We start from the raw sequence: 21,122 nt of genomic DNA, 5'->3' as shown, positions 1-21,122 counted from the left end.
AGGCCGGTGAATGGGGTGGCTGAGGATGTCTTCGCTGGCAAGCCAGCTCCTACGCAGGCGGTACGGGAAAGGGAGCTAGCAGCCGCTGATGCGGCTGCAGGTGAACTGCCCGCGGCTACCGCCGGAGCTGGAAAAGCGGTTGCGTGTGGTCCAGCCCACGCGCTGGCTGTAGCCCACCCAGGCCTCGCCGTCGGAGGCCAGGCCGGTGAAGAACGTCAGCTGCCCGTAGCGGCTGTTGGTCTGCGCCCAATAGCGCTTGCCGATCACCTCGAAGCCGCGCAGGTAGGTGGTGCTGCCGGCCGTGGCGACGCTGTAGGCGTTGCCCAGCGGGTCGACGCAGGCCAGCAAGGTGGCGCTGCGGGTGCAGGTGGCCAGGGTACTGGGCACCGCCGCGCTGGCGTGACCAGCCAGCAGCAACAGGCCTGAAAGCAGGATGGGCAGGACAGGGCGCATGGCGATTCTCGTGACGACAGGGGCGCAGCATCGCGCCCTTCGTCGTGGGCGGCAAGGGAAGGTTGGCTAATTTGTGTTGTTATAATATAACATAAAAACACAGCCTGACCCGTGACTCGCCATGACTGAACAAGACCTTCTCGCCCAACCCGAGACGCACTACATGAACGAAGCCCAGCAGGGCTTCTTTCGCCAGCTGCTGCTGGCCCAGCGCAGTGATCTGCAGGAGCGCATTGCCGGCGAGTTCGACCAGCTGCGCGAGCAGGAACCCCACAGCGACCCCGCCGACATTGGCAGTGCCGAAGAGCAGCGCCAGTGGCAACTGCGCCTGCTGGAGCGGGAAAAGAAGCTTCTGGACAAGATCGACGAAGCCCTGGAGCGCCTGGCCCGTGGCGAATACGGCTGGTGCCGCGACACCGGCGAGCCCATCGGCCTCAAGCGCCTGCTGCTGCGGCCCACCGCCACCCTGTGTATCGAAGCCAAAGAACGCCAAGAGCTGCGCGAACGCCATCAACGGGCGCTTTGACCCAGCCGCGATCCTGATGAGGAACAACCCATGACCGACCGTCTCCCCGTTACCGTGCTGTCCGGCTTTCTCGGCGCCGGCAAAAGCACCTTGCTCAATCACATCCTGCGCAACCGCGACCACCTGCGGGTGGCGGTGATCGTCAACGACATGAGCGAAATCAACATCGATGGCAGCGAAGTGCAGCGCGATGTCAGCCTCAATCGCGCCGAAGAAAAGCTGGTGGAAATGAGCAACGGCTGCATCTGCTGCACCCTGCGCGAAGACCTGCTGGTGGAAGTGGGCAAGCTGGCCCGCGACGGGCGCTTCGATTACCTGCTGATCGAATCCACCGGGATTTCCGAGCCGCTGCCAGTGGCGGAAACCTTCACCTTTCGCGATGAATCCGGCCAGAGCCTGGCGGATATCGCGCGGCTCGACACCATGGTCACGGTGGTCGACGGCATGAATTTCCTGCTGGACTACCAGGCCGCGCACAGCCTGGCTTCCCGGGGCGAAACCCTGGGCGAAGACGATGAACGTTCAATCAGCGACCTGCTGATCGAACAGGTGGAGTTCGCCGACGTGATCCTGGTCAGCAAGATCGACCTGATCAGCAGCGACCAGCGCCAGGAACTGCTGGCCATCCTCAAGAGCCTCAATGCCCAGGCCGAGATCGTGCCCATGGTCATGGGCCAGGTGCCGCTGGCGAAGATCCTCAACACCGGGCGCTTCGATTTCGAGCGCGCGGCCCAGGCTCCGGGCTGGCTGCGGGAGTTGCGCGGCGAGCATGTGCCGGAAACCGAGGAGTACGGCATCGCTTCCACCGCCTACCGGGCGCGGCGGCCGTTCCATCCCCAGCGCTTCTTCGACTTCATCAACCGGCCCTGGGTCAACGGCAAGCTGCTGCGCTCCAAGGGCTTCTTCTGGCTGGCCAGCAAGTATCAGGAAGCCGGTAGCTGGTCCCAGGCCGGTGGCCTGATGCGCCATGGCTTTGCCGGGCGCTGGTGGCGCTTCGTGCCCAAGCAGCACTGGCCCCAGGACGAAGAAGGCACCGCGGCGATCATGCACAACTGGACCGCGGCCACCGGCGATTGCCGCCAGGAACTGGTGTTCATCGGCCAGAACATCGACTTCACCCGGCTTTGCGCGGAGCTCGACCTGTGCCTGCTGGATGACGATGAAATGGCCCTCGGCGTCGAGGGCTGGAGCCTGCTGAACGATCCCTTTGGCCCCTGGCATGACGAGGAAGCGGCCTGATGCTGACCCTGAACTTGCCGGTGACTCCACTGGCCAATCCGCCCAGATGGCTGCTGCTGCCGAGCGTGACCGCGCCGGTCTCTCGCCGCCAGGCCATCGGCAGCACCCCGGCGGTGCTCGCCCAGGTGCTGGAGGATGAGGTCAATCTCGGCCTCTGGCAGCGGCAGTTGCCGGCCCACATCGCCGACTTCGCCGAGTTGCTGCTGTCCCTGGACCAGCCGCTGGCCGAATCCCTGTCCCTGGAGCTGCCCGACGAAGACGCGCAACCCAATCTGCGCGGCCTGGCTTCGGGGTTCAGTGATCTGCAGGGTTATGAAGGCTTTATCGCCGATGTTGCCTGGTTGGTCAGCGCTTTTGCCTGCCTGCTCGGGGCCAGGCGCGTCGGGCTGCGCCTGCGGGTCCTGGACAAGCCCATGTGCCCGCGGTTTCACGTGGACCATGTACCGGTGCGGCTGATTACCACCTACGCCGGAGCCGGCAGCCAATGGCTGCGCGAAGGCGCCATGGACCGCAGGAAACTGGGCCAGGCCGAGGGCGAACCACGGGACCCGGCACAGATCCAGCAGATCGCCAGCGGCGACGTGGCGCTGTTCAAGGGCGAGAAATGGCACGGCAACGAAGGCTTTGGCCTGATCCACCGCTCGCCGCAGCCAGCGCCAGGGGCACGCCGGCTGATCCTCACCCTCGATTGGCTGGGCTGACCTAGGCCCGTGCAGCCGCTTGCCGAGCCTGGGCGAAGCTCCGCAGGACCTTCAGCGCTCCCAAGAGCAGCGTCGAATCGAGCGGATTTTCGCCCAGGGCGGGAAGGGCGTAGCATCACCTCACAGGTTTTCCGGACCCCTTCCCATGCTGCAGAACATCCCCACCCACGTGATCGCCGGCCCCCTGGGCGCCGGCAAGACCAGCCTGATCCGCCATCTGCTGAGCCAGCGCCCGGCCGCCGAGCGCTGGGCGGTGCTGATCAACGAGTTTGGCCAGATCGGCCTGGACGCGGCCTTGCTGACCCGCGACGAAGATGGCATCGCCCTGGGCGAAGTGGCCGGCGGCTGCCTGTGCTGCGTCAACGGTGCACCGTTCCAGGTGGGCCTGGGCCGCCTGTTGCGCAAGGCCCGGCCGGACCGCCTGCTTATCGAGCCCTCCGGCCTCGGCCACCCGGCCCAATTGCTCAAGCAGTTGAATGAAGCGCCCTGGAAGGGCGTGCTGGCGGTGCAACCCTGCGTGCTGGTGCTGGATGCCCAGGCGCTGGCCGCTGGCAAGCCGTTGCCCCGGGCGCAGCAGGATGCGCTGCCCAGCGCCGGCCTGCTGGTACTGAACAAGGACGAACTGCTCAGCGACAGCGACAGGTTGCGGGTGCTGGAGCAATTGCCGGACCTTCCCTTGTTCTGGACCCGCCATGCCGCCTTGCCCCTGGCCGAGCTGCCGGGCCTGGGAGCCAGCGCCGAAGCGGCCCTGGAGCAGTCGGGCATTCCCCAGGGCCTGGCCCAGTTGCCGGCCGTGTGGAGCGATCCGGCGCTGCCGATCTGCCTCAGCAAGTCCCAGGAGGATGGCTGGAGCATCGGCTGGCGCTGGCACCCCAGCCAACAGTTCGATCTGGTCCGGGTCGAGCACTGGCTGCAGAACCTCGACTGGCGCCGGGCCAAGCTGGTGCTCCACAGTGATCAAGGCTGGCGGTCGGGCAACGGGCTGGATAATTCACCGCTGAACTGGCTGCCCAGCGAATGGCGCCGGGATTCGCGCCTGGAACTGATCTTCAGTAGCCCTCAGGACATTGCCGTCCTGCAGGCCAGTCTCGATGCCTGTCGCCTGTAGGAAAAACGGCGTGCACGCCACTCTTACGGCTTGAACTTGCGATGTTCCTCGCGCCACTGGCTCAGCTCGATCACCTCGGCACTGGGCAGGGGCTCCTTGGCTTCGAACGGGTAGGGCGCCAGCTCGATATGGGCGCTGTGGGCGCCGAACTGGGTGATGGTCCCGGCATGACGGGTTTCGCCGGTCACGGTGAACTCGAAGTTGTAGACCCGCGCCAGGCGCCGCCGGCCATTGCCATCCTTGACGAAACCGATGCGCTTGAGCGCCACGTTACCGTCCAGCAACTCGATGTCGAGCCGCGCGCAGTGCTGCTTGACCCGCTCCAGGGCCCGTTCGCGCAGGCCGTGGTTGTGCCACAGCCAGGCAGCAGCGGTTGCCAGCAGCATCAGCACAAAGATGTTTCCAAGGGTCAGCATGAAGGTTTGCTCCAACGAGGTGGCGTCAGCTTAACTGCGACTCCGGTCTGTCGTACAGGCTGCGTTTAGTCGCATACTGCGCGGCTTGAATTCCACCGGTTTTATGGAAAATCCTGCATGAAACGTACGCCCCACCTGCTTGCGATCCAGTCCCATGTGGTTTTCGGCCACGCCGGCAACAGTGCCGCGGTATTCCCCATGCAGCGGGTTGGGGTGAATGTCTGGCCGCTGAATACGGTGCAGTTCTCCAACCACACTCAGTATGGTCAGTGGGCCGGGGAAGTGCTGGCGCCACAGCAGATTCCCGAGCTGGTGGAAGGCATTGCCGCCATCGGTGAGCTGGGCAACTGCGACGCGGTGCTGTCCGGCTACCTGGGCAGCGCGGCCCAGGGCCGGGCGATCCTCAGCGGTGTGGCGCGGATCAAGGCGGTCAATCCCAAGGCCTTGTACCTGTGTGACCCGGTGATGGGCCACCCGGAGAAGGGCTGCAGCGTGCCGGCTGAAGTCAGTGACTTCCTGCTGGACGAGGCCGTGGCCATGGCGGATTTTCTCTGCCCCAACCAGCTGGAGCTGGACAGCTTTTGCGGGCGCAAGCCGCAATCGCTGTTCGACTGCCTGGGCATGGCCCGGTCGCTGCTGGACAAGGGCCCCAGGGCGGTGCTGGTCAAGCACCTGGACTACCCGGGCAAGCTGGCGGACGGTTTCGAGATGCTGCTGGTGACCGCTGATGGCAGCTGGCACCTGCGCCGTCCATTACTGGCGTTCCCGCGCCAGCCGGTGGGGGTGGGCGACCTGACCTCAGGCCTGTTCCTGGCCCGGGTATTGTTGGGGGACAGCCTGGTGGCGGCCTTCGAATTCACCGCCGCGGCGGTGCATGAAGTACTGCTGGAAACCCAGGCCTGCGCCAGTTACGAGCTGGAGCTGGTGCGCGCCCAGGACCGCATCGCCCACCCACGGGTGCGCTTCGAGGCCACGCCGATCGGCTTCTGAGGCGGGCTCAGGCCTGCTCGGAAAACTGCACGGTCGGCGCGGGCTGGCGAAAGCCCCGGGTGTGTATGCCCAGGTACAGCAGGCCCAGGGCGAACCAGGCCAGGCCGATGCCCAGGGTCAGGGCCGAAAGGCTGGTCCACAGCCAGGCGATCAGGGCAAAGCCGATCAACGGCAGCAGGCCGTACTGCAACAGCCGTGCGGTGCTGCGCAGTTGGCCCTGGCCCAGGTGACTCTTGATCACCGCCAGGTTGACCACCGAGAACGCCACCAGTGCACCGAAGCTGATCATCGACGCCAGGGTGGTGAGGTCGATGACCACCGCCAGCAATGACACCAGCGACACCAGGACAATGGCCACCACCGGGGTCTTGTAGCGCTCGGACAGGGTACCGAACACCCGACGTGGCAGGATGCCGTCACGGCCCATGCTGAACAGAATGCGCGATACCGAGGCCTGGGATGCCAGGGCCGAACCGGCGGCGCCGGCGACATAGGTGGCGGTGAAGAACATCTCCAGGAAGCGTCCGCCGGCGTGCAGCATGACCTCGCTGGCCGCCGAGTCGGCGTCCTTGAAACTGCTGCCGGGGAACGCCAGCTGGCTGGTCATGGCCAGCAGGATGAACAGCAGGCCGGCGCCCAGGGTGGTGATGACGATTGCCCGGGGGATGTCCCGGCGCGGGTCGCGGGTTTCCTCGGCCAGGGTCGACACCGCGTCAAAGCCCAGGAACGACAGGCACAGCACCGCGGCCCCCGCCATCAGCGGCAACAGCCCATCCTGGCTGCCATCGCCGACCCAGGGTGCGCTCAGGTCCAGGTTCTCGGCCCCTGCCAACTGGCGGACCACCAGGGCCACGAACACCACCACAAAGACCATCTGCGCGCAGACGATCAGGTTGCTCATGCTCGATACCGAGCCGATGCCGCGGATGTTCAGCAGCGTCACCAGGCTGATGGTCGCCACCACGAAGACCCAGGCGGGCACGGCGGGGAAGGCCAGGTTGAGGAACAGGCCGATCACGAGGTAATTGATCATCGGCAGGAACAGGTAATCCAGCAGCAGCGACCAGCCGGCAAGGAAGCCGATGCCCGGGCCGAAACTGAGGCTGGCGTAGGAATAGGCTGAGCCGGCAATGGGGTATTTCTTGACCATTACGCTATAGGAAAGGGCGGTGAAGATCATCGCCAGCAGGGTGATCACATAGGCTGCGGCGGTGCGCCCGCCGGTGAGTTGGGTGACCACGCCGTAAGTGGTGAAGACGGTCAGCGGGACCATGTACACCAGGCCGAAGAACACCAGGGCCGGCAGGCCGAGGATGCGTCGCAGCGAGGTGCCCTGGGCACTGTGGGTGAAGCCGCCATCGAGGCTGGCGTGATGGGCGGACGCAGGGGGGCTGCTGGAAAGAGCATTGGCGCTGGGCATTTTTATTGTTCTCACGCGTTCGTTGGCTCGAAGGCTCCCCGGGCGGGGAGTGCGTTTGTGCCTTGCCCTTCGATTCTGGCAGCGGTGCCCTGGGGGCATAACTCTCGATGTGGTCAAAAAGGGATGGATCTGGCCATTCGGGATGACCGCAGAAGCCTGCTGGCGGGTGTTGGAGTGTGGCGGCGCAGCGCCGGAAGCTCTGGAGGGGGGATGACCGTCCGTGGCCCTGCTGAATCAGCGGTGCAGCTTGAGCATCAAGGGCCGTCGGCCTTGATTTCCCGGTAGCGCTGTTCCAGTTCCTGGCGGATCTGCCGGCGCTGCCGGGCCTGGATAAAGCGTCGCTTGCCGTCGGCGGTTTCCGGCTGCAGCGGCGGCACCTGGGCCGGCTTGCGCTGGTCGTCCACCGCCACCATGGTGAAGAAGCAGCTGTTGGTGTGGCGCACCGAACGCTCGCGGATATTCTCGGTGACCACCTTGATGCCCACCTCCATGGAGGTGTTGCCGGTGTAGTTGACCGAGGCCAGGAAGGTCACCAGCTCGCCGACATGGATCGGCTCGCGGAAGATCACCTGGTCCACCGACAGGGTCACCACGTAGCGGCCGGCGTAACGGCTGGCGCAGGCATAGGCGACTTCATCGAGGTACTTGAGCAAGGTGCCGCCGTGGACATTGCCAGAGAAATTGGCCATGTCAGGGGTCATCAATACCGTCATCGACAGTTGGGCGTTTCCGGGTTCCATAGCACGCTCACGGTTCTGGGCAGGGGTTGCTGGAGCACCTCTGCGGGTGCTGGCTCCAAAGGGTTTTCAAACCATCGATAACGGGACGCCGGGCCGGGCCACGTCGTCACGCCCTGGTGGATCTGTTTCCTAATATTGCACCGCCTTCCTGCCGGAAGTCGCGGTGTTAACCTGCAAAACACCCGTTCCAGGGCATTTTCCGCTTTTATTTTGGATATTTCCTTCTACTGATCAGAACATTCTTTTTAGGCGATCACCCCCGCCCAGCATTCCAAGGAGAGCCCCGGCCATGCATGCCATCAGCTTCATTCAGGACCTGGCCGTGATCATGCTGGTCGCAGGCGTGGTGACCATCCTCTTCCATCGCCTCAAGCAGCCTGTCGTGCTGGGCTACATAGTCGCCGGCTTCATCATCGGCCCTCACACTCCGCCTTTCGGGCTGATCCACGACGAACAGACCATCAAGACCCTGGCCGAGCTGGGGGTGATTTTCCTGATGTTTTGCCTGGGGCTGGAATTCAGCCTGCGCAAGCTGTTCAAGGTCGGGGCCACGGCCTTTATCGCGGCGTTCCTGGAAATCGTCCTGATGATCTGGATCGGCTACGAGATCGGCCGCTGGTTCGGCTGGAGCACCATGGATTCGCTGTTCCTCGGGGCGATCCTGGCCATTTCCTCCACCACCATCATCGTCAAGGCGCTCAATGACCTGAAGATGAAGAACGAGCGCTTCGCCCAGCTGATCTTCGGCGTACTGATCGTCGAGGACATCCTCGGCATCGGCATCATCGCCTTGCTGTCGAGCATCGCGGTCAGCGGTACGGTGAGTTCCGGCGAGGTGTTCTCCACCGTCGGCAAGCTTTCGCTGTTCATGATCGTGGCGCTGGTGATCGGCATCCTGCTGGTGCCGCGCCTGCTGGCCTACGTGGCCAGGTTCGACAGCAACGAGATGCTGCTGATCACCGTGCTGGGGCTGTGTTTCGGCTTCTGCCTGCTGGTGGTCAAACTGGAGTACAGCATGGTCCTGGGGGCCTTCCTGATCGGTGCGATCATGGCCGAGTCCCGCCAGTTGCTGAAGATCGAGCGGCTGATCGAACCGGTTCGCGACCTGTTCAGCGCAATCTTCTTCGTCGCCATCGGCCTGATGATCGACCCGCAGATCCTCCTGCAATACGCCTGGCCGATTGCCGTGATCACGGTGGCGGTGGTGCTGGGCAAGATGCTGTCCTGCGGCATGGGGGCCTTTATCGCCGGCAATGATGGACGCACCTCACTGCGGGTAGGCATGGGCCTGTCACAGATTGGCGAATTTTCCTTCATCATCGCCGCACTGGGCATGACCCTGCAGGTCACCAGCGACTTCCTCTACCCGGTAGCGGTGGCGGTGTCCGCCATCACCACCTTGCTCACGCCCTACCTGATCCGTGCCGCGGACCCGCTATCGCTGAAGCTGGCAGGGGTCCTGCCCAAGCGCCTGAGCCGGGTACTGGGCATGTATGGCGAGTGGTTGCGCAGCATCCAGCCCCAGGGCGAGGGTGCGCTGCTGGCGACGATGATCCGTAAGATCCTGCTGCAAGTGGGGGTGAACCTGGCGCTGGTGGTGGCGATCTTCTTTTCCGGTGGCTATTTCGCCAAGCGCATTGGCACCTACCTGGAAGATTGGGTCAGTGAGCCAAGCTGGCAGAAAGCCTTGATCTGGGGCGGGGCGCTGCTGCTTTCGCTGCCGTTCCTGATTGCTGCCTATCGCAAGCTCAAGGCACTGTCGATGTTGCTGGCGGAGATGGGGGTCAAGCCGGAAATGGCCGGGCGCCATACCCAGCGAGTGCGTCGGGTGATCGCCGAGGTGATCCCGATCCTGTCGCTGCTGGTGATTTTCCTGCTGCTGGCGGCGCTCTCGTCGAGCATCCTGCCGACCCTGGAACTGCTGGTGTTGATCGCCGTAGTGGCGGCGGCGGTGGCCGCAGTCCTGTGGCGCTGGTTCATCCGTGTGCATACGCGGATGCAGGTGGCGCTGATCGAAACCTTCGACCACAGCAAGGACAACAGTGGGCATTGACCTTGCCGCTCGCCGGCAGGGCGCCGGCGAGCTGTTTCAGTCGCCGCGGTGCACGCCGCCGCGGCGGCGTCTCAGCTTTCCAGCCAGACGTCCCGCGCCCAGTGCCACACCGATTCCCAGGATTCTTCGGTGATCAGCTCTTCTTCGCCGGACCACAGCACCACGGTGCCGTCTTCCTCGACGCAGTAGTAATCGTCGCCGTCCTGGCAGATCGGGATCAGCTCGCGCGGCACGCCCATGTCCCAGGCGGTCGCAGCCACTTCCGGCAGGTAGGTATGGGATTGCGGATCGGTGACGGTCACAGGTTCCAGGCTGCCGTAAACCACGTCGCTGACCGTCAACAGGAACTCCTTGAAGACGAACGGGATATTGATGAACAGCTGTTCTTCAATTTCCACCAGTTGGTCTTCGTCCGGCAGTTCCAGGGGGACGGGTACCGGTTCGTTGGCTTCCCGGAGTTGTTCGATGACTTCTTCCACGGCCTGGGTCCTCTTAGCTCTATGGCGCGGTTGTTTGACGGCGGTTTATACAGTAGCTCGCTATAAGTGCAATCGTGAAATGCAAAACCCCGACCTGAGTCGGGGTTTTGCCTTACAGCTGTGACAGCAGAATGAATCAGCCGTTCTGGCGGATACCTGCTACCAGCCATGGCTGGTTGTCGCCCTGGGCGCGTTCCATGTTCCAGCTTTCGCTGAACACTTCGCCCTGGTCGAAGCGCGAGGTCTTCGACACACCGCTGAAGGTCAGGGTGGCGATAGTCTTGTCGGCACGGTCATCCACACCTTCGAGCTGCACTTGCAGGTTGTCGATGTAGGTCGACTGGAAGCCGTCGCCCAGATCGGCACGTTCCTGTTTCAGGAACTGCAGCATCTGTGGGGTCACGAACTCGGCGATCTTGTCCATTTCGTTGGCGTCCCAGTGTTGCTGCAGGGACTGGAAGTGGCTGCGCGCCGCTTCAATGAAGCGCTCTTCATTGAACCAGGCCGGTGCGTTGATTACCGGACGCGCGGCAGGCGCTGGCGAACCACCGAAGATCGAACCGCCGGCAGGCTGCTGGGGCTCGAAGGCTTCGCGCTGCATCGGCGCGTGGCCGGCTGGAGCGTATTGCTCCTGCTGCTTGCGGCGACGAGCGGCGATGAAGCGGAAGATCACGAAGGCGATGACCGCCATGATCAGGATGTCGAAGATCTGCATGCCCTGGAAGCCGCCGCCCATGAACATGGAGGCCAGCAGGCCACCGGCTGCGATGCCGGCCAGAGGGCCGAGCCAGCGCGAAGCACCGCCGGCCTTGGCAGCAGCGCCCGCGGCACCGGCTGCGCCCGCGGTGGCTGCAGCGGCGGGAGCGCCCGGAGCGGTTGGCGCCGCCTGGCGGGTTTGGTGGGTCGGGGCAGCGCCGACGCTTTTGCCGCCACCAAAGCGCTTGGCGTTGGCGTCGAGGCTCATCGTCAGGCCGATGCACAGCGCCATGGCGATGCTAAGAAAACGTTTCATAAAGGGGGTTCCCATTTGTGGATGGCACGCGCGCCATATTGCACAGGTGAAGTGTCAGTGGCGAGCGGCATAATGTTTCGGGCTTTTGCCTGACAGCCTCGGTTCAGCTTCGCCAGGCGTCATGCTCGCCGATAGGTTTTTGGTCCCCGCGGACCTGGCTCTGGTTCAACCCGAAAGCCGTTAGCGGCGCAGTGCCAGTAGCACCACACCTGCGGTGATCAAGCCGATTCCGCTCCACTGCCGCAGGTCGAGCTTCTCTCCCAGCAGGCACACGCCGATGATCGCGACGAACACCACGCTGAGCTTGTCCACCGGCGCCACCAATGAAGCGGGGCCGAGTTTCAAGGCGCGGAAATAGCACAGCCAGGATGCGCCCGTGGCCAGCCCGGACAGCAGCAGGAACAGGTAGCTTTTGGGAGAAATCGATCCCAGGGACTGATATTGGCCCGTTGCGTACAAAATCAAGGCCAGGCTGACAAGAACCACCACGGTACGCAGCAGGGTGGCGAAGTCTGAATTGACGTTTTCTATCCCGACTTTGGCGAAGATCGCCGTCAACGCGGCGAAAGTTGCCGACAACAGGGCCCAGAATGTCCAGGAGGAAAAAAAGCCTGAGCCCATGTTCGCGCTTCCCTTTCTGCACTGAGCTGTAGGAGCCGGCTTGCCGGCGAAGAAGCCTTGGTGCCGGCCTTCGCCAGTGAGATTCGCCGGCACGCCGGCTCCTACGGTCGGGTGGGGTTAGATGGCTTCCAGCTTGGCATAGCCGAGCATCAGCCACTTGCTGCCTTCGCTGAAGTTGACCTGGACCCGGGCCTGGGCGCCGGCGCCCTCGAAATTGAGGATCACCCCGTCGCCGAACACCGAGTGCCGTACCGCCTGGCCGAGGCTCAGGCCGGTGTCCGGGATTTCGCTGCCGCCGAACAGGCTGCTGGTACTTTGTGACTGGCCGCCGCCGAAAGGCCGGCTGACGCTGTTGGACAGCCGCACTTCCTGAATCAGCCCCTTGGGCACCTCGCGCACGAAACGCGACACCTTGTTGTAGGTTTCGCTGCCGTACAGGCGTCGGGTTTCCGCGTAGGTCATCACCAGGTTCTGCATGGCCCGGGTGATGCCCACATACGCCAGCCGGCGTTCTTCCTCAAGGCGGCCGGGTTCTTCCAGGCTCATCTTGTGGGGGAACAGGCCTTCTTCCATGCCCACCAGGAACACGTAGGGGAACTCCAGACCCTTGGCGCTGTGCAGGGTCATCAGTTGCACGCTGTCTTCATGCTCGTCGGCCTGGGTATCGCCGGCTTCCAGGGAAGCGTGGCCGAGGAATGCCGCCAGGGGCGTCAGGTCTTCATCCTCTTCGGTGTTCTCGAAGTTGCGCGCGGCGCTCACCAGTTCCTCGAGGTTTTCCACCCGGGCCTGGCCTTTTTCGCCTTTTTCCGCTTCGTGGTAGGCAATCAGACCCGACTGCTCGATGACGGTCTGGGTCATCAGGTGCAGGGGCATTTCCAGGGTCTTGGCGGCGAGGTTTTCGATCAGTTCGATAAAGGCCCCCAGCGCACCTGCAGCGCGCCCGGTCAGGCCTTTATTGGCCACCAGCTGGCGCATGGCTTCCCACATCGATACATCGCTGTGGCGCGCATGCTCGCGGATGGCTTCGACGGTCTTCTCGCCGATGCCCCGGGCTGGCACGTTGATCACCCGTTCCAGGGCTGCGTCGTTGCCACGGCCTTCCAGGAGGCGCAGGTAAGCCATGGCGTTCTTGATTTCCGCCCGCTCGAAGAAGCGCTGGCCGCCATAGATGCGGTACGGAATGCGTTCGCGCAGCAAGGCTTCTTCCAGCACCCGGGACTGGGCGTTGGAGCGGTAGAGAATGGCGATGTCGCTGCGGGCCAGGCCGGTCTTCAGCGCGCTCTCGATGGTTTCCACTACATAGCGGGCTTCATCGTGCTCGTTGAAGGCGGCATACAGGTTGATGGCTTCACCGTCGCCGCCGTCGGTCCACAGCTCCTTGCCCAGGCGCCCGGTGTTGTTGGCGATCAGGGCGTTGGCAGCCTTGAGGATGCCGGCAGTAGAGCGGTAGTTCTGCTCCAGGCGGATCACTTCGGTGTCCGGGAAGTCGGCGGAGTACTGGTGGATGTTCTCGATTTTCGCCCCGCGCCAGCCATAGATCGACTGGTCGTCGTCGCCCACCACCATCAGGCTGTCGCCACCCTGGGCCAGTAACCGCAGCCAGGCGTATTGCACGGCGTTGGTGTCCTGGAACTCGTCCACCAGCACGTGGCGGAAACGCTTCTGGTAGTGCGCCAGCAAACCCGGGTGGTCGCGCCACAGGTCCAGGGCGCGCAGCAGCAGTTCGGAGAAGTCGATGACCCCGGCACGCTGGCAAGCGGCCTCGTAGGCCTCATAGATGCCGCGCATGGTGGCCAGGAACAGGTCGCCGCTGGCCTGGATATGTTGCGGGCGCAGGCCTTCGTCCTTCTGCCCGTTGATGAACCACTGGGCCTGGCGGGCCGGCCAGCGCTGTTCGTCCAGGCCCAGCTCGCGGATCACCCGCTTGACCAGGCGTTGCTGGTCGTCGCTGTCGAGGATCTGGAAGGTCTGGCTTAGCCCCGCTTCCTGCCAGTGGGCCCGCAGCAGGCGGTGGGCCAGGCCGTGGAAGGTGCCGACCCACATGCCTGCCGGGTTGATGCCCAGCAGTTGTTCGATGCGGTGGCGCATCTCGGCTGCGGCCTTGTTGGTGAAGGTCACCGACAGGATCGAGTGGGGTGAGGCGTTCTCGACCTGGATCAACCAGGCGATACGGTGCACCAGCACACGGGTTTTGCCGGAGCCAGCACCGGCCAGGACCAACTGACGACCCACGGAGGCGGCTACGGCCTGGCGTTGGGCGTCGTTGAGGGAGTTCAACAGGAGGGAGAGATCATCGCGCATCGGGGCATTCTAGGGGGCGGCGCCACCCCGGGCAAACCCGGCTTTGCATTAGCCGATAAAACAGCCGCCGATGACGACCGGTTGGTCACAGGCCCCAGCCATTGGCGCTTCTCGCCCGGACGCTTTCAGGGTGCAAGCCGGACCATCCGGTTTTATCGATTTTATGACCTGGAGCAGTTTGGCTCGGGGCTTTGCTTGTGTATGCTCCGGCGACGTTTCGGGCTCAACCATTATAAGAACACTGCCTATGACACTTAACCCCGACCTGTCCGGGCCCTTTGTGGAGCCCCGGGTCATCCGCCAGCACTACGCCGTGGAGATGGCAGTGGAGCGTACGCGCCTGCTGTACCAGGGCTCGTTGCTGCCTACCTTGTTCATGTTGCTCAACGGCCTGGTGTGCACCTGGCTGCTATGGAGCCCGGCGCGCTATCTGTTGCTCAGTGTGTGGATGGTCTGGCTGCTGGCCCTGGTGGCCTTGCGGGTGATCCAGGTGGCGGCCTTCGATTCGGCGATTCCCAGCCGCCAGGCACAGCCGGTGTGGCAACGCATGTTTCTCCTGGGCTCGGCGGTCAGTGGCCTGACCCTGGCCTGCGCCGGCATCGCCCTGGTGCCCACCGACAATTTCCTGCAGCAGGCCTGGGTCTTCGGCCTCATCGGTGCGGCCATCCTGTCGGCCAGCGTAGCCTACGCGGTGAGCCTGCAGGCCTTCCTTTCATTCACCTTGCCATGTCTGTTGCCGGCCATCGCCTACCTGTTCTGGGGCGGCGACGACCAGCAGCGTGGCTGGGGCTGGCTCGGGCTGATCCTGCTGGTGTCCCTGAGTGTGGTGGCCTGGCAGGTCAACCGCCTGATGCAGCGCGGCCTGCTGCGGCGCTTTCAGAACCAGGCCCTGATCGAGCACCTGCAGAATGCCCAGGGCCGCAGCGATCAGCTCAACCGCGAGCTGGCCCGGGAAGTGGAGCAGCGCCGCCGTGCCGAGGAGCAACTGCGCGAAGCCCAGACCGGGCTGGAACAGCGAGTGGCCCAGCGCAGCCTGGAGCTGGACGCCGCCAACCAGGCCCTGAGCAAGAGCGAGGCGCGCCTGGCCCTGGCCCTGAACGCCAGCGAGCTGGGGCTGTGGGACTGGAACCTGCAGACCGACGAGGTCCATCACACCCAGATCAAGGAGCTGTTCGGCCTGGAGCCGGAAGATGTCACGGCCATGCTCAGCCATCTCAAGCCACGCCTGCATCCGGAAGACCTGCCCCTGCTCAAGCGCGCCCTGGTGGAGCACCTCAAGGGCCGCAGCGACGATTACCAGGTGGAGTACCGGGTACGCCACGGCGCCGGCCACTGGGTGTGGATCGAGGACCGTGGCCGGGCCGTGGAGCGCAGCCCCAGTGGCCGGGTGCTGCGCATGGCCGGCACCCGTCGCGACATCAGTGCCGACAAGGAGCTGGAGGTCCAGCGCAACCTGGCGGCCACGGTGTTCGAGGCGGCCAGCGAAGGCATCGTCATCCTCGACCCCGATTACGCCTTGATCGCCGCCAATCAGGCCTTCAGCCAGGTCACCGGCTACCAGATCGAAGACATGCTCGGGCGCAATGTAGTGGAGCTGTCGTGCAGCCGCGATGCGCGCCGGCACTACCCGTTGATCCACCAGGCCCTGGAACAGTACGGCAGCTGGCAGGGCGAGTTGGTGGAGACACGCAAGAACGGCGAGCTCTACCCGCAATGGCTGCAATTGAATGTAGTGCGTGATAAACGAGGAAAAGTCCGGCATATCGTGGGCTTCTTCGCCGATCTTTCGGCACGGCGCGAATCCGAGGAGCGCATGCGCTACCTCACCCATTACGACGAACTCACGGGGCTGGCCAACCGTTCGCTGTTCCGCGAGCGCCTGCGCGAGGCCCATCAGCGGGTGCGCCAGGGCGGCCGCAGCCTGGCCTTGCTGCACATCAACCTGGACCGTTTCAAGCTGCTCAACGACAGCCTTGGCCATGAAGTGGCCGACCAGCTGCTGCAAAAGATGGCCCGGCGGCTGGTCAATGCCTTGCCGGAAGCCGACACCATCGCCCGGCTTTCCGGGGACGAATTCGCCGTACTGTTCGACGCTTACGGCAGCCTGTCGAGCCTGACCCGGGTCGCTACCCGGCTGCTGAGCAAGCTGCGCCTGCCGATCACCGTCGAGGGCCATGAACTGGTGGTCAGCGCTTCCATGGGCATCAGCATGCTGCCCGACAGCGCCCGGGAGATCGCAGCCCTGATCAGCCAGGCGAACATGGCCATGGCTCATGCCAAGCACCTGGGCGGCAACAATTTCCAGTTCTATACCGAGAGCCTGCAAGCCAGCACCCTGGAGCGCCTGCAGCTGGAAAACCAGCTGCGCAAGGCCATTGAGGAGGGCCAGTTGACGGTCTTCTACCAACCCAAGCTGTGCCTGGCCAGCGGCCGTCTGAATGCTGCCGAGGCCCTGGTGCGCTGGGATCACCCCGTCATGGGCCGGGTGCCCCCGGGGGATTTCATCGGCCTGGCGGAAGAGACCGGATTGATCGGCCCCATTGGTGAGTTCGTGTTGCGCCAGGCGTGCCGCCAAGCCTGCGAATGGCAACGCCAGGGCCTGGAGCCGATTCGCGTGTCGGTCAACCTGTCGGTGTATCAGTTGCGCCAGGGCAAGCTGGTGAGCCTGGTGCGCCAGGTGCTGGAAGAAACCGGCCTGGAGCCGCATTTTCTCGAACTGGAACTGACCGAAAGCCAACTGCTGGACAGCGTCGAGCACATCATCGCGACCTTCCAGCAACTGCGGGGCCTGGGGGTCAAGCTGGCCATCGACGACTTCGGCACTGGCTATTCGTCCCTGAGTTACCTGAAACGGATCCCGGTGGATTACGTGAAGATCGACCAGGCCTTCATTCGCGGCCTGGCCGAGGGCGGTGAGGACGCGGCGATCACCCGGGCGATCATCGCCATGGCTCATGGGCTGTCGTTGAAAGTGGTGGCCGAAGGGGTGGAAGACCCCGCGCAACTGGCCTTCCTCAAGGCGGAACACTGCGACGAGGTGCAGGGCTACCTGATCAGCCGCCCGGTGGCCGCCGAAGGCCTCGCGCTGCTGTTGCAGGCCCAGAGCCGGTAGCCGCCAGGGCTGCCTGCCACAACGGCTACATAAGTCGTACCCGGCTGAAAATGGGGGGCAGGCAGGCAACTTCGTGATGCATTGGGCGGGCAAAAAGCCGATTCCTGTAGTATAACTACAAGCTTGCTACATCCCCGGCGTCAGCCAATAACAATGAGTCCAGCCCTTTGAACCTGTTGCAGCACATCGCCCAGTCACGTCATTTGTTACGCAAATCGGAACTCAAGGTCGCCGATCACGTGCTCCTTGATCCTGCGGCCGTGATGCACAGTTCCATGGCGGACCTGGCCCACAGCGTGGGCATCAGTGAACCGACCATCGTGCGCTTCTGCCGGGCCATCGGCTGCTCCGGCTTCCAGGACCTCAAGCTCAAGCTGGCGCAGAGCCTTGCCGCCGGGGCCAGCTTCGGCCAGTTCGCGATCCATGAAGACGATTCGGTCGCCGACTACAGCCTGAAGATCTTCGACACCACCCTGCATACCCTGATGGAGGTCCGCGAGAAGCTCGACCCGGTGGCCCTGCAGCAGGCGGTGACCGCCATGTCCCAGGCCCAGCGCGTGGAGTTCTACGGCTTTGGTGCCTCGGGCGCGGTAGCGGCGGATGCCCAGCACAAGTTCTTCCGCTTGCTGCTGACCGCAGCGGCCTATTCCGACCCGCACATGCAAGCGATGTCGGCGGTGACCTTGAAGCCTACCGATGTCGCCATCTGCATTTCCCAGTCCGGTCGTTCCAAGGACCTGCTGATCACCGCCAACCTGGTACGTGAAAGCGGCGCCTCGCTGATCACCCTGTGCCCGAGCCAGACGCCGTTGGCCGAACTGTCCACGGTCAACCTGGCGATCGACGTGCACGAAGACACCGAGATCTACACCCCGCTGACCTCGCGTATCGCCCACCTGGTGGTGATCGACGTGCTGGCCATGGGCGTGGCCATGGCCCGCGGCCCAAGCCTGGTGAACCACCTCAAGAGCGTCAAGCGCAGCTTGCGCAGCCTGCGCCTCTCGCCCAAGTCGGTGAAAGCCCTGGACGACTGAGTCTCTCTGGCCGGTGATGAGGCCTCGGGGTGGTGCATCGCGCTGACGGACGCCTTCGCTGGCAAGCCAGCTCCTACAGAAAGGTAGGCGCTGTGAATGTTCATCGTCCTGTAACCGGCCCGCCGCCAAACCGTAACCGCCGACGTCCATCGTGAAGCTTCCGTACTCGCATTGGGAGACTCGAAATGGCCCGGCCTTACGAAGAGAGCAACAGCGCAGTCAAGACCCGTCGTCAGCAGGAAGACCAGCGCCGCATGGAATTTCGTCGTGCGATCGAACACCGCTTCGAGCTGCGTCAGTTGCAGCAGCAAATCAACGATTACCCCGAGCTGGACGCCGTCAATTACTGGCAGGCGGCGCCCGCAGCTTCCCGTCGAAGCGTTCAACCAAGCCGCTGATCTGCACCCGTTCGCTGCGGATGAATCCCAGGAACGCATGCGCTACCGGTGACAGGCGCTTGGCTTTGGCCTGCACCAGGCACCAGCTGCGCAGCAATGGCAGCTCTTCGACCGGCAACTCGATCAAGCCGCCGGTCGCCAACTCAAGGTTCAGGGCGTGGCGCGTCAACAAGGCCACGCCCAGACCTGCCCGCACGCACTCGCGCTGAGCCTCGGCCGATGACACTTCGAGGATCTGGGTGAAGTGCACGCGCTTCTCCTTGAAATACTCCTCGCACGCCAGGCGTGTGCCTGAACCCTGTTCGCGCAGTACCAGCGTGTAGGGCTCCAGGTCCTGCAGGCGCAGCGGGCCCATGTGGCTCAGGGGGTGCTCCGGCGGGGCCACCGCGACGATCGGGTTGTTGAGGAAGGGCAGGAACTCCAGCTCCATGTCCTGGGGCACCATGGACATGATCACCAGGTCGTCGCGATTGTCCGAGAGCCGGCGGATCACCTGGGAGCGGTTGACCACCGTCAGTTGCAGGTGCACTTCCGGGTGCTGGCGCTTGAAGGCGGCGAACAGGTGCGGCACGAAGTACTTGGCGCTGGATTCGATGGCCAGCTTGAGCTGGCCCTGCAGCGAACCCTGCATGTCGGAGAGCTGCATGTCGAGGTTCTCCAGGCGCCCGAAGATGTCCCGGCTGGCCCGTTGCAGCGCTTCGGCGGCTTCGGTCATGTAGAGCTTCTTGCCCACATAGTCGAACAGAGGCTGGCCGATCAGCTCCTCCAACTGGCGAATCTGCAGGCTGACCGCGGGTTGGGTGAGGGACATTTCATCGGCGGCGCGGCTGTAGGAGCGTAGATCGCAGACTTCATTGAAAATCTGCAACTGACGCAATGTCAGTCTCATCAAGGACTTGCGCATTTCTTGAGGGCTCGCGCCAAGGGCTGGTGGCATGACTATAAGTCTTTACTTATGGCCAACCCAATAATTATTGATTTTTGTTAATCCCTCTGCAGAGCTAGTGTGTCGCTGCGACTGACTTGAAACATTTGGTCACGCGCCGACTCGGTCTAGCGGGTCGTCTGTTTCAACGGCTCAAGGGAACCTCCAAGTGATAAAAAAGATCCTGATCGCCAACCGTGGTGAGATTGCCGTACGAATCGTGCGTGCCTGCGCGGAAATGGGCATCCGTTCGGTAGCGATCTTCTCCGACGCCGATCGCCATGCCTTGCATGTAAAGCGCGCGGATGAGGCCCACAGCATTGGCGCCGAGCCGCTGGCCGGCTACCTGAACCCACGCAAACTGGTGAACCTGGCGGTGGAAACCGGCTGTGATGCGCTGCATCCCGGCTATGGGTTTCTTTCGGAAAACGCCGAACTGGCGGACATCTGCGCCGAACGTGGAATCAAGTTCATTGGCCCGTCGGCGGAAGTGATCCGCCGCATGGGCGACAAGACCGAAGCCCGCCGCAGCATGATCAAGGCGGGCGTGCCGGTGACTCCGGGCACCGAAGGCAACGTGGCCGATATCCACGAAGCCCTGTCCGAAGGCGACCGCATCGGCTACCCGGTGATGCTCAAGGCCACCTCCGGTGGTGGCGGGCGCGGCATCCGTCGTTGCAACAGCCGTGAAGAGCTGGAGCAGGCTTTCCCCCGGGTCATTTCCGAAGCCACCAAGGCCTTCGGTTCGGCGGAAGTGTTCCTGGAAAAGTGCATCGTCAATCCCAAGCACATCGAAGCGCAGATCCTCGGCGACAGTTTTGGCAACGTGGTGCACCTGTTCGAGCGCGACTGCTCGATCCAGCGCCGCAACCAGAAGCTCATCGAGATCGCCCCGAGCCCGCAGCTGACCCCGGAACAGCGCGCCTACATCGGCGACCTGTCGGTGCGCGCAGCCAAGGCCGTGGGCTACGAGAACGCCGGCACCGTGGAGTTCCTGCTCGCCGAGGGCGAGGTGTACTTCATGGAGATGAACACCCGGGTGCAGGTGGAACACACCATCACCGAAGAAATCACCGGCATCGATATCGTCCGCGAGCAGATCCGCATTGCTTCCGGCCTGCCACTCTCGGTGAAACAGGAAGACATCCAGCACCGCGGCTTTGCCCTGCAGTTCCGGATCAATGCCGAGGACCCGAAGAACAACTTCCTGCCCAGCTTCGGCAAGATCACCCGCTACTACGCCCCCGGCGGCCCGGGCGTGCGCACCGACACGGCGATCTACACCGGCTACACCATTCCGCCGTTCTACGACTCCATGTGCTTGAAACTCGTGGTCTGGGCCCTGACCTGGGAAGAAGCGATGGACCGTGGCCTGCGCGCCCTGGACGACATGCGCCTGCAAGGGGTCAAGACCACCGCCGCCTATTACCAGGAAATCCTGCGCAACCCGGAATTCCGCAGCGGTCAGTTCAACACCAGCTTCGTTGAGAGCCACCCGGAACTGACCAACTACTCGATCAAGCGCAAACCCGAAGAGCTGGCCCTGGCCATCGCCGCCGCCATTGCCGCCCACGCAGGCCTGTGAGGAATAAAA

General features: G+C 63.8%; 19 protein-coding genes. 10 read left to right on the top strand and 9 right to left on the bottom strand.

All coding sequences use genetic code 11. From position 1 onward, the window contains the following. Positions 1-75: 75 nt before the first annotated feature. On the bottom strand, positions 76-453 hold the full coding sequence (locus BLS75_RS24000) for a glutamine synthetase (protein ID WP_072451907.1): 378 nt from the start codon (positions 451-453) through the stop codon (positions 76-78). Between the two features lie 121 nt (positions 454-574). On the opposite strand from BLS75_RS24000, the gene dksA reads away from it, so the two are divergent. The 4 genes from dksA to BLS75_RS23980 all read left to right on the top strand — a co-directional run bounded on the left by dksA (position 575) and on the right by BLS75_RS23980 (position 4,027). Next, complete coding sequence (dksA, locus tag BLS75_RS23995; protein WP_011064339.1) at positions 575-979, top strand: RNA polymerase-binding protein DksA; 405 nt, start codon at positions 575-577, stop codon at positions 977-979. A 30-nt stretch (positions 980-1,009) separates the two neighbouring features. Then, a complete protein-coding gene (gene zigA, locus BLS75_RS23990) occupies positions 1,010-2,218 on the top strand; it encodes a zinc metallochaperone GTPase ZigA (RefSeq protein ID WP_072451906.1) in 1,209 nt (402 codons plus the stop codon). Beyond that, positions 2,218-2,919, top strand: a complete 702-nt coding sequence (locus tag BLS75_RS23985; protein ID WP_072451905.1) for a DUF1826 domain-containing protein — start codon at positions 2,218-2,220, stop codon at positions 2,917-2,919. Before zigA ends, BLS75_RS23985 begins: the two co-directional genes overlap by 1 nt. 145 nt (positions 2,920-3,064) lie before the next feature. Then, on the top strand, positions 3,065-4,027 hold the full coding sequence (locus BLS75_RS23980) for a CobW family GTP-binding protein (RefSeq protein WP_072451904.1): 963 nt from the start codon (positions 3,065-3,067) through the stop codon (positions 4,025-4,027). Between the two features lie 23 nt (positions 4,028-4,050). On the opposite strand, the gene BLS75_RS23975 is transcribed toward BLS75_RS23980, so the two are convergent. After that, positions 4,051-4,443 carry a DUF3301 domain-containing protein gene (locus BLS75_RS23975; protein ID WP_015637540.1) on the bottom strand — a complete coding sequence of 131 codons (393 nt, stop codon included), beginning with the start codon at positions 4,441-4,443 and terminating at the stop codon, positions 4,051-4,053. 117 nt (positions 4,444-4,560) lie between these two features. Here BLS75_RS23975 and pdxY point away from each other — a divergent pair, with 117 nt between their 5' ends. Further along, positions 4,561-5,433: a pyridoxal kinase PdxY gene (gene pdxY, locus BLS75_RS23970; RefSeq protein WP_015637539.1), complete on the top strand. Its 873-nt coding sequence runs from the start codon at positions 4,561-4,563 to the stop codon at positions 5,431-5,433. 7 nt (positions 5,434-5,440) lie between these two features. Here pdxY and BLS75_RS23965 read toward each other — a convergent pair whose 3' ends face one another. Together BLS75_RS23965 and BLS75_RS23960 are read right to left on the bottom strand one after the other, a co-directional pair. Further along, the gene (locus BLS75_RS23965; RefSeq protein ID WP_072451903.1) at positions 5,441-6,853 is read right to left on the bottom strand and encodes an APC family permease; all 1,413 of its coding nucleotides are present in this window, start codon (positions 6,851-6,853) and stop codon (positions 5,441-5,443) included. A 254-nt stretch (positions 6,854-7,107) separates the two neighbouring features. Continuing rightward, positions 7,108-7,593 (bottom strand): acyl-CoA thioesterase, encoded by a 486-nt coding sequence (locus BLS75_RS23960; RefSeq protein ID WP_011064332.1) that lies wholly within the window; start codon positions 7,591-7,593, stop codon positions 7,108-7,110. 289 nt (positions 7,594-7,882) lie between these two features. Between BLS75_RS23960 and BLS75_RS23955 the strand changes: the two genes are divergently transcribed. Then, positions 7,883-9,646 (top strand): cation:proton antiporter, encoded by a 1,764-nt coding sequence (locus BLS75_RS23955; protein ID WP_011064331.1) that lies wholly within the window; start codon positions 7,883-7,885, stop codon positions 9,644-9,646. Positions 9,647-9,717: 71 nt separating this feature from the next. Here the strand turns inward: BLS75_RS23955 and BLS75_RS23950 are convergent, their stop codons facing one another. The 4 genes from BLS75_RS23950 to uvrD form a co-directional block, all read right to left on the bottom strand. Next, entirely contained in the window at positions 9,718-10,125 is a 408-nt protein-coding gene (locus tag BLS75_RS23950; RefSeq protein WP_011064330.1) for an SMI1/KNR4 family protein, read from the bottom strand. A gap of 136 nt (positions 10,126-10,261) precedes the next feature. Further along, positions 10,262-11,137 carry a Tim44 domain-containing protein gene (locus tag BLS75_RS23945; RefSeq protein ID WP_011064329.1) on the bottom strand — a complete coding sequence of 292 codons (876 nt, stop codon included), beginning with the start codon at positions 11,135-11,137 and terminating at the stop codon, positions 10,262-10,264. Between the two features lie 180 nt (positions 11,138-11,317). Then, positions 11,318-11,758, bottom strand: a complete 441-nt coding sequence (locus tag BLS75_RS23940) for an EamA family transporter (RefSeq protein WP_047290249.1) — start codon at positions 11,756-11,758, stop codon at positions 11,318-11,320. Between the two features lie 117 nt (positions 11,759-11,875). Then, positions 11,876-14,059, bottom strand: coding sequence for a DNA helicase II (gene uvrD, locus BLS75_RS23935; protein ID WP_011064327.1), 2,184 nt, complete (start codon positions 14,057-14,059; stop codon positions 11,876-11,878). Between the two features lie 247 nt (positions 14,060-14,306). On the opposite strand from uvrD, the gene BLS75_RS23930 reads away from it, so the two are divergent. The 3 genes from BLS75_RS23930 to BLS75_RS23920 all read left to right on the top strand — a co-directional run bounded on the left by BLS75_RS23930 (position 14,307) and on the right by BLS75_RS23920 (position 18,603). After that, positions 14,307-17,171: a putative bifunctional diguanylate cyclase/phosphodiesterase gene (locus BLS75_RS23930; RefSeq protein WP_011064326.1), complete on the top strand. Its 2,865-nt coding sequence runs from the start codon at positions 14,307-14,309 to the stop codon at positions 17,169-17,171. A 167-nt stretch (positions 17,172-17,338) separates the two neighbouring features. Then, on the top strand, positions 17,339-18,205 hold the full coding sequence (gene hexR / locus BLS75_RS23925) for a transcriptional regulator HexR (protein WP_011064325.1): 867 nt from the start codon (positions 17,339-17,341) through the stop codon (positions 18,203-18,205). 185 nt (positions 18,206-18,390) lie between these two features. Next, a complete protein-coding gene (locus tag BLS75_RS23920) occupies positions 18,391-18,603 on the top strand; it encodes a PA3496 family putative envelope integrity protein (protein ID WP_072451902.1) in 213 nt (70 codons plus the stop codon). Here BLS75_RS23920 and BLS75_RS23915 read toward each other — a convergent pair. Then, the gene (locus BLS75_RS23915) at positions 18,545-19,507 is read right to left on the bottom strand and encodes a LysR family transcriptional regulator (protein ID WP_072451901.1); all 963 of its coding nucleotides are present in this window, start codon (positions 19,505-19,507) and stop codon (positions 18,545-18,547) included. The two genes, BLS75_RS23920 and BLS75_RS23915, sit on opposite strands and share 59 nt — an antisense overlap. A gap of 190 nt (positions 19,508-19,697) precedes the next feature. Between BLS75_RS23915 and BLS75_RS23910 the strand changes: the two genes are divergently transcribed. Next, complete coding sequence (locus BLS75_RS23910; RefSeq protein ID WP_015637534.1) at positions 19,698-21,113, top strand: acetyl-CoA carboxylase biotin carboxylase subunit; 1,416 nt, start codon at positions 19,698-19,700, stop codon at positions 21,111-21,113. The last annotated feature ends 9 nt before the right edge of the window (positions 21,114-21,122 follow it).

Source organism: Pseudomonas sp. NFPP12, assembly GCF_900103205.1.
GTDB lineage: Bacteria > Pseudomonadota > Gammaproteobacteria > Pseudomonadales > Pseudomonadaceae > Aquipseudomonas > Aquipseudomonas protegens.
The sequence above is the reverse complement of the archived record's forward strand: the minus strand, read 5'-3'. Positions and strand labels throughout refer to the sequence as shown.

Coding starts and splice junctions, on each gene's coding strand:
- BLS75_RS24000 (WP_072451907.1), bottom strand. CDS start 453: ATGCGCCCTGTCCTGCCCATCCTGCTTTCAGGCCTGTTGCTGCTGGCT.
- dksA (WP_011064339.1), top strand. CDS start 575: ATGACTGAACAAGACCTTCTCGCCCAACCCGAGACGCACTACATGAAC.
- zigA (WP_072451906.1), top strand. CDS start 1,010: ATGACCGACCGTCTCCCCGTTACCGTGCTGTCCGGCTTTCTCGGCGCC.
- BLS75_RS23985 (WP_072451905.1), top strand. CDS start 2,218: ATGCTGACCCTGAACTTGCCGGTGACTCCACTGGCCAATCCGCCCAGA.
- BLS75_RS23980 (WP_072451904.1), top strand. CDS start 3,065: ATGCTGCAGAACATCCCCACCCACGTGATCGCCGGCCCCCTGGGCGCC.
- BLS75_RS23975 (WP_015637540.1), bottom strand. CDS start 4,443: ATGCTGACCCTTGGAAACATCTTTGTGCTGATGCTGCTGGCAACCGCT.
- pdxY (WP_015637539.1), top strand. CDS start 4,561: ATGAAACGTACGCCCCACCTGCTTGCGATCCAGTCCCATGTGGTTTTC.
- BLS75_RS23965 (WP_072451903.1), bottom strand. CDS start 6,853: ATGCCCAGCGCCAATGCTCTTTCCAGCAGCCCCCCTGCGTCCGCCCAT.
- BLS75_RS23960 (WP_011064332.1), bottom strand. CDS start 7,593: ATGGAACCCGGAAACGCCCAACTGTCGATGACGGTATTGATGACCCCT.
- BLS75_RS23955 (WP_011064331.1), top strand. CDS start 7,883: ATGCATGCCATCAGCTTCATTCAGGACCTGGCCGTGATCATGCTGGTC.
- BLS75_RS23945 (WP_011064329.1), bottom strand. CDS start 11,137: ATGAAACGTTTTCTTAGCATCGCCATGGCGCTGTGCATCGGCCTGACG.
- BLS75_RS23940 (WP_047290249.1), bottom strand. CDS start 11,758: ATGGGCTCAGGCTTTTTTTCCTCCTGGACATTCTGGGCCCTGTTGTCG.
- uvrD (WP_011064327.1), bottom strand. CDS start 14,059: ATGCGCGATGATCTCTCCCTCCTGTTGAACTCCCTCAACGACGCCCAA.
- BLS75_RS23930 (WP_011064326.1), top strand. CDS start 14,307: ATGACACTTAACCCCGACCTGTCCGGGCCCTTTGTGGAGCCCCGGGTC.
- BLS75_RS23920 (WP_072451902.1), top strand. CDS start 18,391: ATGGCCCGGCCTTACGAAGAGAGCAACAGCGCAGTCAAGACCCGTCGT.
- BLS75_RS23915 (WP_072451901.1), bottom strand. CDS start 19,507: ATGCGCAAGTCCTTGATGAGACTGACATTGCGTCAGTTGCAGATTTTC.